The sequence below is a fragment of the Streptomyces sp. WMMB 714 genome (assembly GCF_900090125.1).
GTDB classification, from domain to species: Bacteria; Actinomycetota; Actinomycetes; order Streptomycetales; family Streptomycetaceae; genus Streptomyces; species Streptomyces daqingensis.
The window spans coordinates 498,255-513,582 of sequence record NZ_FMHJ01000004.1; the positions used below are offsets into that span (position 1 = coordinate 498,255).

General features: G+C 70.5%; 15 protein-coding genes. 5 read left to right on the forward strand and 10 right to left on the reverse strand.

Annotation, left to right across the window (positions count from 1 at the left end):
• Positions 1-478 precede the first annotated feature (478 nt).
• A complete protein-coding gene (locus H181DRAFT_RS10035) occupies positions 479-1,579 on the forward strand; it encodes an aldo/keto reductase (protein ID WP_078895626.1) in 1,101 nt (366 codons plus the stop codon).
• A gap of 82 nt (positions 1,580-1,661) precedes the next feature.
• Here H181DRAFT_RS10035 and H181DRAFT_RS10040 read toward each other — a convergent pair whose 3' ends face one another.
• The 4 genes from H181DRAFT_RS10040 to H181DRAFT_RS10055 form a co-directional block, all read right to left on the reverse strand.
• Positions 1,662-2,372 carry a bleomycin resistance protein gene (locus H181DRAFT_RS10040; RefSeq protein ID WP_045863893.1) on the reverse strand — a complete coding sequence of 237 codons (711 nt, stop codon included), beginning with the start codon at positions 2,370-2,372 and terminating at the stop codon, positions 1,662-1,664.
• A gap of 103 nt (positions 2,373-2,475) precedes the next feature.
• On the reverse strand, positions 2,476-2,898 hold the full coding sequence (locus tag H181DRAFT_RS29370) for a PPOX class F420-dependent oxidoreductase (protein ID WP_045863894.1): 423 nt from the start codon (positions 2,896-2,898) through the stop codon (positions 2,476-2,478).
• A gap of 18 nt (positions 2,899-2,916) precedes the next feature.
• On the reverse strand, positions 2,917-3,129 hold the full coding sequence (locus H181DRAFT_RS29375; RefSeq protein ID WP_045863895.1) for a DUF397 domain-containing protein: 213 nt from the start codon (positions 3,127-3,129) through the stop codon (positions 2,917-2,919).
• A complete protein-coding gene (locus H181DRAFT_RS10055) occupies positions 3,113-3,961 on the reverse strand; it encodes a helix-turn-helix domain-containing protein (RefSeq protein WP_045863896.1) in 849 nt (282 codons plus the stop codon). Before H181DRAFT_RS10055 ends, H181DRAFT_RS29375 begins: the two co-directional genes overlap by 17 nt.
• Positions 3,962-4,077: 116 nt before the next feature.
• Here H181DRAFT_RS10055 and H181DRAFT_RS10060 point away from each other — a divergent pair, with 116 nt between their 5' ends.
• The 3 genes from H181DRAFT_RS10060 to H181DRAFT_RS29145 are packed head-to-tail and all read left to right on the forward strand — an operon-like array spanning position 4,078 to position 5,898.
• Positions 4,078-4,599, forward strand: a complete 522-nt coding sequence (locus H181DRAFT_RS10060; RefSeq protein WP_052708534.1) for an ATP-binding protein — start codon at positions 4,078-4,080, stop codon at positions 4,597-4,599.
• A gap of 38 nt (positions 4,600-4,637) precedes the next feature.
• Entirely contained in the window at positions 4,638-5,057 is a 420-nt protein-coding gene (locus H181DRAFT_RS10065; protein ID WP_045863897.1) for a (deoxy)nucleoside triphosphate pyrophosphohydrolase, read from the forward strand.
• A gap of 31 nt (positions 5,058-5,088) precedes the next feature.
• Complete coding sequence (locus H181DRAFT_RS29145) at positions 5,089-5,898, forward strand: DUF6602 domain-containing protein (RefSeq protein ID WP_139131693.1); 810 nt, start codon at positions 5,089-5,091, stop codon at positions 5,896-5,898.
• A gap of 43 nt (positions 5,899-5,941) precedes the next feature.
• Here H181DRAFT_RS29145 and H181DRAFT_RS29150 read toward each other — a convergent pair whose 3' ends face one another.
• The 3 genes from H181DRAFT_RS29150 to H181DRAFT_RS10075 all read right to left on the reverse strand — a co-directional run bounded on the left by H181DRAFT_RS29150 (position 5,942) and on the right by H181DRAFT_RS10075 (position 9,107).
• The gene (locus tag H181DRAFT_RS29150) at positions 5,942-7,036 is read right to left on the reverse strand and encodes an SRA domain-containing endonuclease (RefSeq protein ID WP_139131694.1); all 1,095 of its coding nucleotides are present in this window, start codon (positions 7,034-7,036) and stop codon (positions 5,942-5,944) included.
• Between the two features lie 201 nt (positions 7,037-7,237).
• Positions 7,238-7,531, reverse strand: a complete 294-nt coding sequence (locus H181DRAFT_RS10070; RefSeq protein WP_052708535.1) for a YrhB domain-containing protein — start codon at positions 7,529-7,531, stop codon at positions 7,238-7,240.
• 226 nt (positions 7,532-7,757) lie between these two features.
• Entirely contained in the window at positions 7,758-9,107 is a 1,350-nt protein-coding gene (locus H181DRAFT_RS10075; RefSeq protein WP_078895638.1) for a PrsW family intramembrane metalloprotease, read from the reverse strand.
• An 802-nt stretch (positions 9,108-9,909) separates the two neighbouring features.
• Here H181DRAFT_RS10075 and H181DRAFT_RS10080 point away from each other — a divergent pair.
• Positions 9,910-10,851, forward strand: a complete 942-nt coding sequence (locus H181DRAFT_RS10080; protein WP_045863899.1) for a DUF2382 domain-containing protein — start codon at positions 9,910-9,912, stop codon at positions 10,849-10,851.
• Between the two features lie 158 nt (positions 10,852-11,009).
• Here the strand turns inward: H181DRAFT_RS10080 and trmB are convergent, their stop codons facing one another.
• The 3 genes from trmB to H181DRAFT_RS10095 form a co-directional block, all read right to left on the reverse strand.
• The gene (gene trmB / locus H181DRAFT_RS10085) at positions 11,010-11,777 is read right to left on the reverse strand and encodes a tRNA (guanosine(46)-N7)-methyltransferase TrmB (RefSeq protein ID WP_078895627.1); all 768 of its coding nucleotides are present in this window, start codon (positions 11,775-11,777) and stop codon (positions 11,010-11,012) included.
• 96 nt (positions 11,778-11,873) lie between these two features.
• On the reverse strand, positions 11,874-13,535 hold the full coding sequence (locus tag H181DRAFT_RS10090; RefSeq protein WP_254666784.1) for an L-2-hydroxyglutarate oxidase: 1,662 nt from the start codon (positions 13,533-13,535) through the stop codon (positions 11,874-11,876).
• Between the two features lie 291 nt (positions 13,536-13,826).
• The gene (locus tag H181DRAFT_RS10095; RefSeq protein WP_045863901.1) at positions 13,827-15,323 is read right to left on the reverse strand and encodes an NsdA family TPR-like regulatory protein; all 1,497 of its coding nucleotides are present in this window, start codon (positions 15,321-15,323) and stop codon (positions 13,827-13,829) included.
• Positions 15,324-15,328: the final 5 nt, after the last annotated feature.

A 15,328-nucleotide genomic window follows, 5' to 3' on the forward strand; every position in this document is an offset into this window, starting at 1 on the left:
CTGCCCTGCCCGCCCCCTGCCGGGCAGGGGGCCCTCCCGCCGGGCCGGTCGCGGACCGCGGCGGCCTTACGCGACGTACTGGAGGCGGCGTCCGGCGCGTGACGTACCGGACGCATCCGGCGTACGCACCTGGCGCGCTCTCCGGCCCGGGACCCGTGGACCGCCCCGCAAGGTGACGGCGGGCGTCCCCGGTTCCACCGGTTCCGTTCCGGCTCCGCCGGGCGTACCGTCCCGAAGACCATCCGCGCCGCCGCCGCCTCGCACCGCCGGGGTGCGCTGGATCGACGCACGATTCGCCCCTGCCCCCCCGGCATGCAGCAAGGAGGGGACGAGGCGGCGGCGGACGGGGGCTTCCGAACCCCTCACATACCCCGGCGGCCCTGGTGGACCACCCCCCGACACCAGGGTCGTCGGTCTTTTCCCGCCACATGCCTCCGTGCGGGGCGGGCGGCCGCGCGGCGGCGCTACGGTCGAGGTCATGCCTGACAACGCCGAGCATGACAACGCCGAACGTGACAACGCCGAGCCTGGCAACGGCGAATCCGCCCCGAACGCGGGAAGCCACCCCGGAGCCCGCACCGGCGGCAGCTCCGGAGCGCACGCCCGAGCAGCCGCGAGTACGCAGGCGTCCGGCGTCTCCCGGCGCCGCCCACTCGGCGGCCTCTCCGTCTCCCCGCTGTGTCTCGGCGGCAACGTCTTCGGCTGGACGGCCGGCGAAGCCGCCTCCCGCGACGTGCTGGACGCCTACACGGCCGCCGGCGGCAACTTCGTCGACACAGCGGACGTCTACTCGGGAATCCGCCACGGTGTGAGCGGCGGCATGGACTCCGAGACCGTCATCGGCGACTGGATGTCCCTCCGCCGCAACCGCGACGACGTCGTCGTCGCCACGAAGGTCGGCGCGCACCCGGACCGCAAGGGCCTGTCCGCTGCCAACATCAAGGCGGCGGCGGACGATTCACTGCGCCGCCTGCGCACCGACCACATCGACCTGTACTACACGCACTTCGACGACGAGAGCGTCGAGGTCTCCGAGATCATCACCGCTCTCGACGAGTTGGTGCGCGCCGGCAAGGTCCGCGAGATCGGCGCCTCCAACATCTCGCCCGAACGCCTCGCCGCCTCCCTCGACTTCAGCGAGCAGTCGGGCTGCGCCCGCTACACCGCCCTTCAGCCGCACTACAACCTCGTGTCCCGCGACACGTACGAGGGCGCTCCCGCCGAGGCCGCCGGCGCGCACGGCCTCGCCGTCATGCCGTACTTCGCGCTCGCGATGGGCTTCCTCACCGGCAAGTACCGTCCGGGCGCGGCGGCCGAAGGGAGCCCGCGCGCGGAGAGGGCGGCCGGCTACCTGGAGTCGGAGCGCGGGCGGCGCGTCCTCGCCGCTCTCGACGACGTCTCCGCTGCCCGCGGCGCCGAGCCCGCCACCGTGGCCCTGGCGTGGCTGCTGACCCGCCCGACGGTCACCGCGCCGATCGCCAGCGCACGCTCGCTGGAGCAGCTCAGGCCGCTACTCGCCCTCGCCGACGTCGAGTTGACGTCCGAGGAGGCCGACCGGCTGACGGCGGCGTCCGCGTAGCCGAACCAGATGCGGCCCGGCTGGGCCCTGGTCCCCGCGGCGACGGGGGGCCGGGGCGGCAGGGCGTTGCCCGTACCGGCGGCTACGCGCCCTGGTCCCGCAGTTCGCGCAGCCGCGCCAGGTCGTCGCGGGCCGACTCCCGCTCCTCGTCCGTGAGCGGGACCGCCTCCGCCTCCTCCAGGGCCCGGGCTGCGGTCGCGTCGTCGCCGAGCCGTCCGGCGACGTCCGAGCGCATCACGAGCAGGCGCATGAGCTGGACGGGGGTGGGGTGCTCGCCGTCGAGTGCCAGCGCCCGGTCGATGATCTTGGCCGCGCCCCGGGGGTCGTCGCGCGAGTCCGCGAAGAGCGCCGCGTTGTGCACGGCGCGCGCGAAGGTCTCCTTCGGCGCCGGACGGTGGCTCTGGTCCTCGCTCGTCTTCTTCCCGATGCGGATGCAGTTGCCGCCGGGGTCCGTCATGAGGAACTGCCGGACGCCGTACGACATGTCCTTCAGCGGCCCGATACGGGGCAGCCCCCTGGTCGGGATCTTCCCGTACGCCGCCTTCAGCCCGGCCCGGAACGCCTCGTGCAGCGCGTCCACCTCGTCGGTGAGGACGTAGCAGGTGCTGAACGACTCGGCCGGCTCGTACTTCTTCATCCCGAAGAACTGCAGCACGATGCCGCCCCGCTCGACGACCGCGAAGGGGTTCGGGCTCTTCTGCTGGTAGGTCACCTCGAAGCCGATCGCGGTGTAGAAGTCGAGAACAGGCTGGATGGTCCGGCACGGAAGGATGGGGATCGTCTTCTCGCTCACCCGGGTCACTCTAGTCAAAGTTGAATAGCTGGGAACAGGGATGCGTCGTGATGCGTCGTGACGCTCCCGTCCGCTTCAGGGGATGGGGATGCCGGTTCCGGGGTCAGCGCCGGGGCTGGCCGTAAGCGTGCTCGACGCGGAGCCGTACGACCTGGCGGCGATCGGAGATCATCGCCGCGCGGTACTCGTCCCAGTCGGGGTGCTCGCCCTGGACGGCCCGGTAGACGTCGATCAGTTCCTCGACCGCGTCGTCGCCCGGCTCCGCGGCGACGGCCGTCAGCTCGGCGGTGCCCTCGGCGACCGTCCAGGCCCAGCCGTCCTGGCTGGTGACATAGAAGCTCGCGCGCGGGTCGCGCAGCAGGTTGCGGGTCTTCGCCCGGTCGGCCGTCACCGAGACGCGGATCAGCCGGCGTGCGGAGTCATACGTGTAGTTGACGTTCGACAGCTGAGGCCGCCCGTCGCGCTTCAGCGTCGCCAGTACGCCAAGCCTGTGCTCGGAGAGCAGTGCGAGCAGTTCTTCGTCCACGGGTCGGTCCTCTCGACGTCAGAGCCGGCCGTCTTTCACGGCGGTCAGGAATGCGCCCCAGCCGTTCGTGGGGAAGACGAGGACGGGGCTGCTGCCGCCACTGTGCTTGCTGTCGCGTACGGGCACGTGACCGGACACGCCGTGGGCCACCTCGACGCAGTTTCCGCCGTCGCCGTTGCTGTAACTGCTCTTGCGCCAAGCGGCGCCGTTCAGGTCAACGCGAGTGATCATGTCCGTAGTCCTCTGCCGCGGCCTCGAGCATGGTGAGGGACGCCCTCGGCGGTGCTGCGGCGGCCCTCAACAGATCGTACGACTTCGTGTACTTCGCCACGAGGGCCACATCGTCGATGGATTGACCGCTGTGCAGCGACTCGGTGTACGCCAGCGGCGGAGCGTCGGCGAAGGTCATCATCATCACCGGTCCGATCATGAAAGGGTGCGCGCCGGTGTTCAGCGGAAGCACTTGCGTAATGATCCGGCCCCGGCGCGCCAACTCCGCGATATGACGGAGTTGTTCGGCAGTGGCGTCGGCTTCCATGATCGGCTGCCGGAGCAGCGACTCGTGAAGGATCACCCAGTACTCCGGGGTCCTGGGGTCGTCGAAGAGGCTTGCCCTCTCCAGGCGAGCAGTCACCTTCCGGTCGACGTCCTCCGCGAGGTCGAGCGGATACTGCGCCCTCACAACGGCCCGCGCGTACGCCTCCGTCTGCAAGAGCCCGGGGAGGAGCGTCGGCGACCACTCCTCGATCGTATGGGCGCGCTTCTCCTGCTCGACGACGTCGGCGAAGTACTCGGCGTGACCGCCCCGGCGCGCCTTGCGGGCATCGCCGCAGCGACGCTCGAAGAAGCCGTCCGTGCCGAGCACTTGGTCGGCGTGGCGTGCCAGGTCGAGGGGCATCCGGCGGTCGCCCATCTCGATCTGGCTCAGGAAGGCGACGCTGTAGAAGCAGCCTTCGGCCAGCTCCTGGAGCGTCAGCCCGGCATGCTCCCGCTTCCAGCGCAACTCGGCGCCGTAGAACGCGGGCACGCTCGCCGCGGCGTCGACGTCCTTGCGTGGCGGCATAGTTGACGACCTCCGGATTCAGCGCGGTTCGTAGCTGAACGTAACTCCCTGTCACATTACGCGCGCTTCTTCCAGGCTGTGAGCGAAACGTCACACAGCGCACGGAAAGGCGTCCCATGCACCCGTCACCGCACGAGGCCCGGTCGGCTTCGGTCCCCGAACCGCAGCCGGAGCACCCGGCCCCGCCCCCCGCGTCCGCCCACGACTCGGCCGCGGCGCTGCGGGCCGAGGAGAACCGCGGTCATCTCGCCCGCCGGTGCTGCGTCACGCTGACGATCCCGCTGCTCGCGGAGGCGGAGGCCCTCGCCCCGGTACGGCACCGCGTCGGCGCCTGGTTCGAGCTGTGGGGCCTGCCGGAGCCGGCCGGAACGGCACGGCTCTGCGTCAGCGAACTGCTCACCAACGTCATCGTCCACGTCGGCCCGGGCACCCCGGTCACGCTGCATGCGTCGATGGCCGGGCCCCGCCCCCGCCTCTCCCTCACCGACCCGCTGCCCGGCCCTCTGCCGGCCCCGCGGCCGCCCGGCACGGAGGCGCAGTCGGGCCGCGGGCTGCTCCTCCTCGACGCCCTCACGCACCGTTGGGGCGTCGTCCAACACCGCGCGGGCAAGACGATCTGGTGCGAACTGGACGGTTGAGCCCGCGAGAACGCCCTTGTGTCCTAGGTTCGTCGACCATGGATGACGGGACGGACGGGCGACGCGTGGTCGTCGGGGGTGCGGTCTGCGACAAGGGCAGGCTGCTCGCGGCGAGGCGCACGGCACCGCCCGCACTCGCCGGCCGCTGGGAGCTCCCGGGAGGCAAGGTCGAGCCCGGGGAGCGGGTGGACGAGGCCCTCGTGCGTGAACTCCGTGAGGAGCTGGGGATCGAGGTCGAGCCGGTGGCCCGGGTGGCGGGCGAGTGGCCCCTCACGCCGGGGCTGGTGCTGCACGTCTGGCGGGCCCGGTTGCTGAAGGGCCTACCTCAACCCCTGCAGGACCACGACGAGTTGCGCTGGCTCGCCCCTGAAGAGGCCTTCGACGTGGACTGGCTCGACCAGGACCGGCCGGCGGTGGCGGCGGTGGTCGAAGCGTTGGGCGACCCGCACCTTCGCTGAATCACCGCCCGAGAAACCTTAGGATCTACGGATGTCACAAGAGAAACTTGTAAGGATACTAAGTTCAGTCGCGCAGAAAATGCGGGCAGAATTTAGACAGTCGTCGGTATTCGAGCACAACGGTGAAGCCGGGACTTCGCGAGAAGTTACAGTTCATGACTTTCTGCGCTCCTACCTTCCCGGACATGTCAAGGCAGTTCGGAATGCAGAAATTGTCTCCGCCTCGGGGGAGGTTTCCTCGCAATGTGACATAGTCATCATCAATCGAGGAACGCCGCCATTGACCACACTTGAGGGCTACCAGGTAATCCCCAATGAAAGCGTGTACGGCGTAGTCGAGGTGAAGACGACTCTGAATGGCAACCAATTGGTTGATGCTTGCGAGAAGGTGCGTAGGGCCAGGAGCCTAGAGAAGTCTGCCTACCGGAGAATACGGAGCCCGATCGAGCGAAAAATAACCGCCTACGGCGCAACGTTCTCGCACTTTCCTACTTGTGGAATCGTGGTCGCATTCGACAGCATAAATTTGGAGACTCTTGGGGATCACCTTTGGAATTGGTGTTCTTCTCGCCCGGTCTATGATTGGCCTGACAGTGTCTGGGTTCTAGGGAAGGGCTATTTTCAATGGTGGGATGAGCAGAGCAAGAAGATCACGCGAACACCCGTGCCGGGATCGAAGCTGATACGCATTGATGCCTCTGAGGATGACATCCTCTTGCCCTTGCTGCTTCACCTGAATATGCATTTCTCAGAAGCCTGGATGGACCCTCTCGATCTAGTGCCATATGCTGGCTCGGAGACCCTCCTCGGGAAGATCACACAAGAGTGGCCCAGCGGCTAGCAGAGCTTGAAGGCGCTCTGGTGGTTGATGAAACTTAACAAGGTCACACGGCTTTGATGAATCCCTCATGTGACCTATAGATGAGGGAGACTTCGTGGTGTTCCAAGAGTTTCAGAAGGTCAGTGTCTTCTGGGTGTGAAGGTAGGAGAATGGTAGATTCTGGGAGCCCATCTTGGTTGGCGATATCTGCAGAGTATCGCCGATAGTCGAGTAGGCGGGCTAGGGCGAGCCTTATTGAGTCGCGGTCACTTGCTCCTTGTGCTTCGTACAGAACGTTTTCTGTCGAATCAAAGAAGTCAGTTCGCAAGATCGAAGTCTTGCCCTTGATCGTGATTTGCAAGCAATTGACAATGTGGCCATTTGACTCAAGGTGATTGACATATTCCTCAATCAAAATGGCCTTTTCTCGACGCACAGTTGTTGCTACGGCTGCTGCGCGTTTAAACTCTGTGACATTACTCGCCCTCATGGGCACAAGTTTTCCTTGTGCGGCAGCCCTGAGCGCTTCTGAATTGTGTTGTCTTCTAATGTCGGGTGCGGCAAAGAATTCACCGCTGTTCACTGCTGTTTGCAGCATGTCACTTGTGACTGCGCGAGGAACTTCCGTAGCGAAGGTATCCGAAGCTGGCACTATTGCGTCTCGAGCAGTTTTTTCGACGGCGTCAATTGGGCGCAGGCGGAAGACTATTGCGGTTCGCATCTTGCCGTCGGCTCCCGCGCCCTGCCGTGGTACATACGGCTGGTCTTCGTCTACCGCGAAAGTTCCTAGGTATCGGTGAGTAGCAGCCTCCGAGTTGGGAGCGGTGCCCTCACGTACAAATACCTCGAGAGTACGGCCTTGCTGAGCGTGAATGAGGACGGCCTTGTTCCCCGTGGGGCCGCCTTGACCGACAAACCCCTGGTCGCCTGAGCGTCCTGCCCCTGTGTACTCGAATATCGGGCCGAGTGCATCTTCTTCTGCCAGCCAGCCATCGTGGTGGTAACCGTTCTTCTTCGCTACTTTCGGATCAGAGAAGAGCATGACGCGTTTTGTCTCTACAGAAGGGCAAATTCCGCCTTGCGAGCTTCCCCCGAAAACGGCGCAGATCTCGGCGCGGGTGTGGACACTGCCAGGCTGAAGAGTGGAGACACTTGTCATACTGTCAGCCTAGTTCGCGGCGGCGGTTGGCCCTGTGGGGCCCCGGTAGCTCTACGGGGGCAACTCGGCCTGCTGTAAGACATGTTGGGCTCTGTGGTGCGTGCCGCGTAGCGTTCAGCCGCTGCTACCCCCCGGCGATCGCGAAGAGGGACAGAGGGCGGCCGTGGCATACGCGCTGCCGTAGGACACTGCGGGGAAGGCTCACAGTGCCGTGGGCCGGATGGCCGAGGCGTACTCGGCGAACTCCTCCGGCGTCATGTCCTTCGGGGGGAAGTAGGGCACCTCGCCGGTCTTGGGGACGACGACCACGCTGACGGAGGGCGCCCGGCCGGGGTCGCCGCTGCCGATGTGCTCCTGCGAGTCGAAGCGGACCGCCCACGCCCACGGGTAGTCCTCCGTGAGGTCCGTCCGGATCACGATCGTCATCGAGTCGTCCACGTAGACGCCTTCGAGGAACCGGCGGGCGGCGTGGTGGGCTTCGCTCAGGGACAGCATCGTCGGTTCGCACTTCCCGCTCGGCTCGGGGGTGTTCCGCGGTCGCGTGGTGGGGCCGGTGCCGATGCTGCCACGACCTGGACCCACCGCCCCGCCGACGGCCGCCGTACGGGCTATGCCCCGTCCCGAACGGGCGTGGTCCGGGCGATGCCGGGGAGGGCCGGGCGTGCGGGCGGACGCCGCCTGGCCGGGGCCGGATCGGCGCGGGTGGTGGGGCGCCGGGGGCTCAGCGCACCGGGAACTGCAGAGGAGCGGCGTATGGACTCGGGCGGCCGGCACCAGCACCCGGCCCTGGCCCTGGCCCTGGCCCCGGTCCCGGGCCAGGTCCTGGACCCGGGCCCCAGCCCCTCCCGTTCAAGGCCGGGTTGAGGCTGAACGCCGCCGAGGCCGTGGCCGGGCCGGCGAGCGCGTGGCGCTGCCAGAGGTGGTGGAGGAGTTCCTGCTCGCGCGCGTGGAAGTCCGGCGGGGACGTGCCGTGCTGGGCGCGGGCGCGCAGGAGCGCCAGCGACGTCGCGAAGTGCTGGTACTCGGCGACCGTGCGGGCGGCGGCCGTCCCGTGCGTACGGCGCGCCGTCGAACGCGCCAGCGCCCGGGCCCGCATGGACGACAGGCCCCAGGGCTCGCCTTCCTCGAACCAGCCCGCGGCCGCGTACGCGGGCAGGGTGTCGCGGATGGTGTGCAGTTCCTGCCGTCGCGACCAGACGGCCAGCCACGTGAGGGTGACGAAGACCGGGATCATGAAGAGGGCGTAGACGGCGACGAACGTCCAGTCCGGCAGCGACGCGGAGCCGTTCCAGATGGCGTGCAGCAGCACGGCTGTCAGCAATCCCAGGAGGGGGAGCGGGAGTTTCAGCCCCCGGCGCATGGAGGGGACGGCGGCGATGATGCCGAAACCGATGCCGATGAGCGCCGTGAAGAGCGGATGCGCGAAGGGGGCCAGGACGATGCGGATGAAGAACGTCATCGCGGTCACGGACTCGTGCAGCCCGTCGGGGGAGAGGATCTGGTCCTCGCCGAAGGCGGTGCCCAGGTAGAGGACGTTCTCCGTGAAGGCGAATCCGGTGGCGGTGATCCCCGCGAGGGCCAGTCCGGACGTCACCCCGTCGAAGTCGCGCCTGCGGAAGCAGAAGAGCAGCAGCACGGCGGTGCCCTTGGCCGTCTCCTCCACGACGGGGGCGATGACCGTCGCGCCCAGGGCGTCGGCCTGCCCGGCGGAGTCCGCTATGGAGGCGCCGGTGAGCCAGTCCGTGGCGAAGCTGTTGGCGAGCAGCGCGACGAGCGTCGCCGCGCAGGCCCCCCAGGCGAAGGCGAAGAGGTGGTTGCGCCACGGCGTCGGCTCCACGCCGTCTATCCACCGGAACGCGGAGACGAGAAGCGGCACGGGCAGGACGGCCAGGCCGAGGCCGACGAGCAGGCCGACGGTGCCGGTCTGCTCGCGGACGAGCCCGAGGATGATCAGCCCGCACAGGGCGAGGAGCGAGACGAGGGCGAGAGCGCGCAGCGTCCGCCGGTGCCGGTGCCACCAGGACGGGGCCTTGGGCGGGTGGTAGCGCCACTCCTCGGGGGAGGCCGGCATCGCGGGGAACTGCGGCTGCTGGGCGTAGGCGGGCACCGGGGCGAGATGCGTCTGCGGAGGGTGGTGCGCGGGCTGCTGGGGCGGGGAGAACCCCGCGGCGGGTCCTGGCGGTCCGCCGTACGGATGTCCCGGCTGCGGGTGCGGCTCCTGGTACGGGTGGGACGGGGCCTGCTGAGCGGGCTGCGCAATGTGGGACGGGGGCTGCCCGCCGTCCCGCGGTTGCGCCGCCGCCCCCGCTTGCGGAAAAAGGGGGCCCTGTGCCAGCGGGTCCTGCCCGGGCGCGGTCTGTGACGGCCTCCGGGGCGGACGCGACGGCAGGGGCGGCAGAGACTGCTGGGACGACTGGGAAGGCTGTGACGACTGGGAAGGCTGGGATCTCCGGGACGAGTCGGATGAGGGACCGCTCCCTCCGGGGCCGGCGCCCGTGGCCTGGTCCCCGCCCGTGGCCGCGCCCCCGACCGGTCCCGTCCCCGGTCCCGTCCTCGGTTCCGTCCCCGGGGTCTCGCCGGTGCCGCGGCCTCCGTCGGCCGCACCGGCGCCTTCCGCATACGTGGGCGCGTCAGCCGCGCCGGAAGCCTCGTCGTCCACCACTCGACAGTAACGAGGCGGAGGCCTGCTCGCGGCAGGTGTTCCGGATTGCCGGAGATCGCCGGGGACCAAGCCCCACTCAGAGCCTCGAAGGGTGTTTTTCACTCATATGGCCCAATTTGCGCGCTGATGTGTGGCTGGGAGGTGCGGGGTGTGCCGCACGGCGTTTGCCTTGGAAGTGGAGTGATACGCCATTGGGAGTAGGAGGCTCTTCATGATCTCCCAGGAGCAGATTCCCGCCGTGGTCGACCACATGATCTACGACGCGGACGGCAAGAAGATCGGTGAGGCCCGGCACGTCTTCCTCGACGAGCGCACGGGGGAGCCGGAGTGGGCGACGGTCCGCACGGGCCTGTTCGGTACGCAGGAGACGTTCGTACCGATCCACGAGGGCCGCGTGGTCGGCGACTACCTCGAGGTGCCGGTCCCGAAGACCAAGGTGAAGGACGCCCCGCACATGGACGTCTCGAAGGGGCGGCTCACCGAGCAGCAGGAGCGGGAGCTCTACAACTTCTACGGCTTCGACTGGGACGAGCCCATGCCGTCCCGCGGTGAGGACACCTCGGCAGGCGGCACCGGCGCGGCCGGCACCGCGGCGGGGACCGCTGCCGGTGCGGGTACGGCGGCAGCGGGATCCACGGCGGCAGCCGGGTCGGCGGCCGGCGAGGAGAGCTCGGCGTCCACGGCCGGAGCCACGTCCACCGGCGCGATGCCGTACGGCAGCGAACGTGCCGGAACCGGAAGCGCGACGGGCTACGGCATGGGCAGCGCCCAGGACGCCATGACGCGTTCCGAGGAGCGTCTGCGCGTGGGCACCGAGCGCTACGAGACGGGCCGCGCGCGGCTGCGCAAGTACGTCGTGACCGAGGACGTCGAGCAGACCGTGCCGGTGCGCCACGAGGAGGTGCGCATCGAACGCGAGCCGATCAGCGAGGCCAACAGGGACGACGCGCTGAGCGGCCCGGCGATCACGGAGGACGCCTACGAGGTCGTCCTGCACGACGAGCGTCCGGTCGTGGAGACCGAGACCGTTCCCGTGGAGCGGATCCGGCTCGTCACGGAGGAGCACGTCGAGCAGGAGACCGTGCACGGCCAGGTCCGCAAGGAGCGCATCGAGGTCGAGGGGATCGACGACACGTCCTACGGCACCGTCTGATCCGACCCGCACCGTTGGTGCGGGACGGGCAGCAGGCCCGTCGGCCGGGCCTCGCCGAGGCGGGGCCCGGCCGACGCGATCCCGCGGTCGGCGGGGGCGTCAACAGCGGTTGCAGCGGCGGCTTTTCATCCGCGCTTGCCGGGGCGGAAGTCAGCGTGTCAGCGGCGGCGGAACAGCAGGTCGCGGACCTTGTGGCCCTTCGTCAGCCCGGCTTCCTCGAAACGGGTGAGGGGGCGGACGTCGGGCCGCGGGGCGAACCCCCCGTCGGGCTGCGTGTTCTCGTACGCCGGATGGCCCGAGAGCACATCGAGCATCTGCTCGGCGTAGGGCTCCCAGTCCGTCGCGCAGTGGACGAGCGCGCCTGAACGGAGCGGTTCCGCGGCGAGGTCGAGGAACTCCGGCTGGATCAGACGCCGCTTGTGGTGCCGCTTCTTCGGCCACGGGTCGGGGAAGTAGACCCGCAGCCCGGAGAGGGAGCCGGGCGCGAGCATCTCGCGGAGCAGGATGATCGCGTCCCCGTTCCCCACGCGGACGTTGGCCAGCCCGCGTTCGTCCGCGAGGCGCAGCAAGTTGCCCTGGCCGGGGGTGTGCACGTCCACGGCGAGGACGCGCGTCCCCGGATCGGCGGCGGCCATGTCCGCGGTCGCCTCCCCCATGCCGAACCCGATCTCCAGCACGACGGGGCGTTCGGCCGGACGGTCCGGCTGCCCGGGGCCGGACGCCTCCTGCTCGTCCTCCGCGAACAGTTCGTCCAGGTCCAGCCGCCGCAGCCCGTCGATCTCGAAGCCCCAGCGCGGCCACAGCCGTCGCAGCGCGGCCCGCTGCCCTGGGGTGACGCGGCTGCGGCGGGGCTGGAAGCTGCGGATGCGCCGTTCGTGGTGCGAACCGGCCGGGTCCGCGGAGGGGCCGGTGCCGTCGGGGAACATGGCAGGTTTCTCAGACACAGTGCTTCCACTCTACGGGCGCCGCCGACAGGGCCGGGAACGTGGCGGGGGACGGCTGCCGCGCACCGGCGGCGCCTCTCAGTGGGGGTCGCGTGCGGCGGCCGCGGTGCGCGCCGCCGGGCGCAGCGACTCGAGCGCCGCCAGCGCCCGCCCCGCGATCTCCCGGCCGATCGGCAGCGAGGCCGTCGCAGCGGGGGAGGGCGCGTTGAGGACGTGGACGGCGTGCTGCCCTTCCGTGATGAGGAAGTCGTCGACGAGCGTCCCGTCGTGCAGCACCGCTTGTGCCCGTACACCCGCGGGGGACGGTACGAGGTCCGCTTCGGCGACCTCCGGCAGCAGCCGCCGTACCGCCCCGGTGAAGGCCCGCTTCGACAGCGACCGGTGCAACTCCCCTGCCCCGTAACGCCAGTGGCGCCGGGCGACGTGCCACGTGCCGGGATGGGCGAGCACCCCCGCCAGCTCGCGCGGGCGAACCGTCAGCCAGTCGTATCCCTCGACGGCCAGCGCAGGTACGGCGTTCGGGCCGATGTGCACGCCCCCGTCGACGCCGCGGGTGAGGTGGACGCCGAGGAAGGGGAACGCGGGGTCGGGCACCGGGTAGACGAGGCCGCGCACCAGATCCTCACGCTCGCGGCGCAGTTCGAAGTACTCGCCGCGGAACGGGAGGATGCGCGCCGGCGGGTCGTCCCCCGTCAGCCGCGCCAGCCTGTCGCAGTACAGGCCCGCGCAGTTGACCATCACGCGGGCGCGCACGACCGTGCCGTCACCGGGCGCCGTCTCCGCACGGACGCCGGGACGGGAGCCGCCCGAAGGTGCCCCGGAACGGGAGGCGCCGGAACGGGATTCCGATGGGGAAGCGCCGGCCGGGGAGGCGGATCGCGCGGGTCCGCCGCCGCGGACGCGGACGGCCACGCCCCTCCCCAGGCGCCGGTCGACGGCCGTGACCTCGGCGCCGTACCGCACGACGGCGCCGCCCTCCTCCGCGAGTCGAGCCAGCCGGCGCGTGACGGCGCCGAAGTCGCACACCCCTGTCGTGCCGACGTGGATGGCGGCCAGACCCCGTACGTGCGGCTCGCGTTCAGAGAGCTGGGCCGGCCCCAGCTCCCGAACCGGAATGCCGTTCTGCCTGCCGCGCTGGATGAGGGCGTGCAGCCGGGGCAGCTCGTCGCGCTCCGTGGCCACGATCAGCTTGCCGGTGACCTCGTGGGGGATGCCGTGACGCGCGCAGAACTCGGTCATCTCGGCGGCGCCGCGCACCGCGAACCGCGCCTTGAGCGATCCGGGGCGGTAGTAGATGCCGCTGTGGATGACCCCGCTGTTCCGTCCCGTCTGGTGGCGGGCCGGGCCGGGCTCCTTCTCCAGCACGACGACGCGGGTGCCGGGGGCGGCGCGGGTGACGGCGTAGGCCGTGGACAGCCCGACGATGCCGCCGCCGACGATCAGGACGTCGCAGTCGAAGCGCTCGGCGGAGCGGCCGGTCGGGGGGCTGCCGGAGGACGTCGGCACTGGTGAGGCCCTTCCCGTGGTCTCGCTGGTGGTGCTGGTCTCGCTGGTGGTGCCTGTGGTGCTGTGCGCCGGGAGCGGCGGAGGGGCCGCGTGCGCCCGGCGGGCTCCCGCTCCGGACCGGTCTGCGGAGGGACGCGCAGAACCGCTCCTGGCGTCGCCCGCAACGGTGGCCGGAGCGTCGGCCGGCGAGTATGCGGCCGGGGCGTCGGCGTCGTTGGGCACGCCCTCCATCATGGACCTCACCACCGACAGCGTGCTGCGGCGCGGGTCACGCGGGCGGCGAAGGCCGCGCAGGCGGGCGGTGCAGGTCACGGATGTCGCACGGGCGCTGCGGGCCACGTGGGCCGCGAAGGCCGGGCCCGCGAGGGCGGGACGGCAGCCTGAGCCTCCGCCCGCCGTGCCGGCGCGTTCCCCCGCCGTCCTCGCGTCGTCCCCGCCGTCCCCGCGCGGTATCCGGCGGGCCTGGCGTGCGCTGCGGCCGCGCCCGTGCAGCGCCGCGCCGTGCTCGCGCGGTCCGCCGCTGCGTCACGCCGGTGCCGCCAGCAGCGGACGGGCCTGCTCGCGCAACTCGACGACCTGGGGCTCGTCGCCGTACGGCTCCAGGCGGTTCAGCAGATCCCGCACATACTCGGTCGTACGAGCGGACGAGATGCGTCCGGCCACCTCGACGGCGCGCGCTCCGGCCGCGCAGGCCGCGTCCAGGTTCCCCGACTCCAGTTCGGCGACGGCGGAGACGACGAGCCGCAGGCCGTGCGAGCGTACGAACTCCTCCGTCGGCTTGGAGAGCGCCTTCTCCGTGAAGCGGCGCACCTGGCGCGGGGCCTTCAGGTCGCGGTAGCACTCCGCCGCGTCCGCCGCGAGCCGGTCGTAGGAGTAGAAGTCGAGCCACGACGGGTCGGCGTCGCCCTCGCGGGCGCGCTCCAGCCAGCTCTCCGCGTCGGAGAGCGCCGCGCCGCACGCGTGGGAGTCGTTGGCCTTGGCGTGGGCGCGGGCCTCGACGAGGCGGAAGAAGCTCATCGTGCGCGCGGTGGCCAGACCGCGGTTGCGTTCCACGGCGGCCTGCGCGAGGTCGACGCCTTCGTCGGCGAAGCCGCGGTAGGTCGCCTGCAAGGACATCGAGGCCAGCACGTACCCGCCGAGCGGCACGTCCGCCGCCGCCCTGGCCAGCCGCAGGGCCTGGATGTAGTAGCGCTGGGCCGCTTCCTGCTGGCCCGTGTCGAAGGCCATCCACCCCGCGAGGCGCGTCAGTTCGGACGTGGCGCCGAAGAGGGAGCGGCCCACTTCGTCCGTGTACGCACCGAGCAGCAGCGGGGCGGCGTCCACCCGCAGGCACTCGGGCACCATCGACGAACGCCAGTCGCCGCCGCCGTACTTGGAGTCCCAGCGGCGTGCCTCCTCCGCGGCCTCGCGGAGCTTCGCCACGTCGGCGTGGCCGACGCGCAGCGGCGGGGCCGGGGCCTCCGCCTCGCCCTGGGCGCCCTGGCCGCCTGTCGCGGTGTCCGGCGAACCGCTCCCCGCGGAGGAGCTGCCGGCCGCGGTACCCGGGTCGCGCGCCACCGTGCTGTCCGCGGGAGTTATGAGCCAGCGCGACGCGGGCGTCGCGTAGGCGCTCACCGCGAACGACCCCGCCAGCGACTGCCAGATCCCGCCGCCGCCGCGCCGTCCGCCGTGCAGATCCAGCCGGTAGAGGTCGGTGGCCGCCTTGACCGCCGCGCCCACGTCCCGCGGGAAGGCCAGGCCGACTTCGGGGGCCGGGTCCGCGTCCGCCAGGCCGATCTCGTGGAGCGGGACGGGACGGCCGAGCTTGCTGCCGATCGCCGCGGCGATGAGATGGGGCGCCGCCCCTTGCGGGACCATCCCCTTGGAGACCCAGCGGGCGACCGACGTCTTGTCGTAGCGCAGCGTCAGACCACGCTGCGCTCCCAAGTCGTTGACCCTGCGGGCGAGTCCGGCGTTGCTGATTCCTGCGAGGGCGAGAACGGTGCCGAGTTTCTCGTTCGGCCCGCGTGGCTCCCTGGACATGCGCG

Bases quoted from the DNA above. Each gene is read 5' to 3' on its own strand.
- trmB (WP_078895627.1), bottom strand. From the start codon at position 11,777: ATGTTCCCCGACGGCACCGGCCCCTCCGCGGACCCGGCCGGTTCGCAC.
- H181DRAFT_RS10065 (WP_045863897.1), top strand. From the start codon at position 4,638: ATGGATGACGGGACGGACGGGCGACGCGTGGTCGTCGGGGGTGCGGTC.
- H181DRAFT_RS10075 (WP_078895638.1), bottom strand. From the start codon at position 9,107: ATGCCGGCCTCCCCCGAGGAGTGGCGCTACCACCCGCCCAAGGCCCCG.
- H181DRAFT_RS10070 (WP_052708535.1), bottom strand. From the start codon at position 7,531: ATGCTGTCCCTGAGCGAAGCCCACCACGCCGCCCGCCGGTTCCTCGAA.
- H181DRAFT_RS10090 (WP_254666784.1), bottom strand. From the start codon at position 13,535: ATGATGGAGGGCGTGCCCAACGACGCCGACGCCCCGGCCGCATACTCG.
- H181DRAFT_RS10055 (WP_045863896.1), bottom strand. From the start codon at position 3,961: ATGCCGCCACGCAAGGACGTCGACGCCGCGGCGAGCGTGCCCGCGTTC.
- H181DRAFT_RS10060 (WP_052708534.1), top strand. From the start codon at position 4,078: ATGCACCCGTCACCGCACGAGGCCCGGTCGGCTTCGGTCCCCGAACCG.
- H181DRAFT_RS29145 (WP_139131693.1), top strand. From the start codon at position 5,089: ATGTCACAAGAGAAACTTGTAAGGATACTAAGTTCAGTCGCGCAGAAA.
- H181DRAFT_RS29375 (WP_045863895.1), bottom strand. From the start codon at position 3,129: ATGATCACTCGCGTTGACCTGAACGGCGCCGCTTGGCGCAAGAGCAGT.
- H181DRAFT_RS29150 (WP_139131694.1), bottom strand. From the start codon at position 7,036: ATGACAAGTGTCTCCACTCTTCAGCCTGGCAGTGTCCACACCCGCGCC.
- H181DRAFT_RS10095 (WP_045863901.1), bottom strand. From the start codon at position 15,323: ATGTCCAGGGAGCCACGCGGGCCGAACGAGAAACTCGGCACCGTTCTC.
- H181DRAFT_RS10080 (WP_045863899.1), top strand. From the start codon at position 9,910: ATGATCTCCCAGGAGCAGATTCCCGCCGTGGTCGACCACATGATCTAC.
- H181DRAFT_RS10035 (WP_078895626.1), top strand. From the start codon at position 479: ATGCCTGACAACGCCGAGCATGACAACGCCGAACGTGACAACGCCGAG.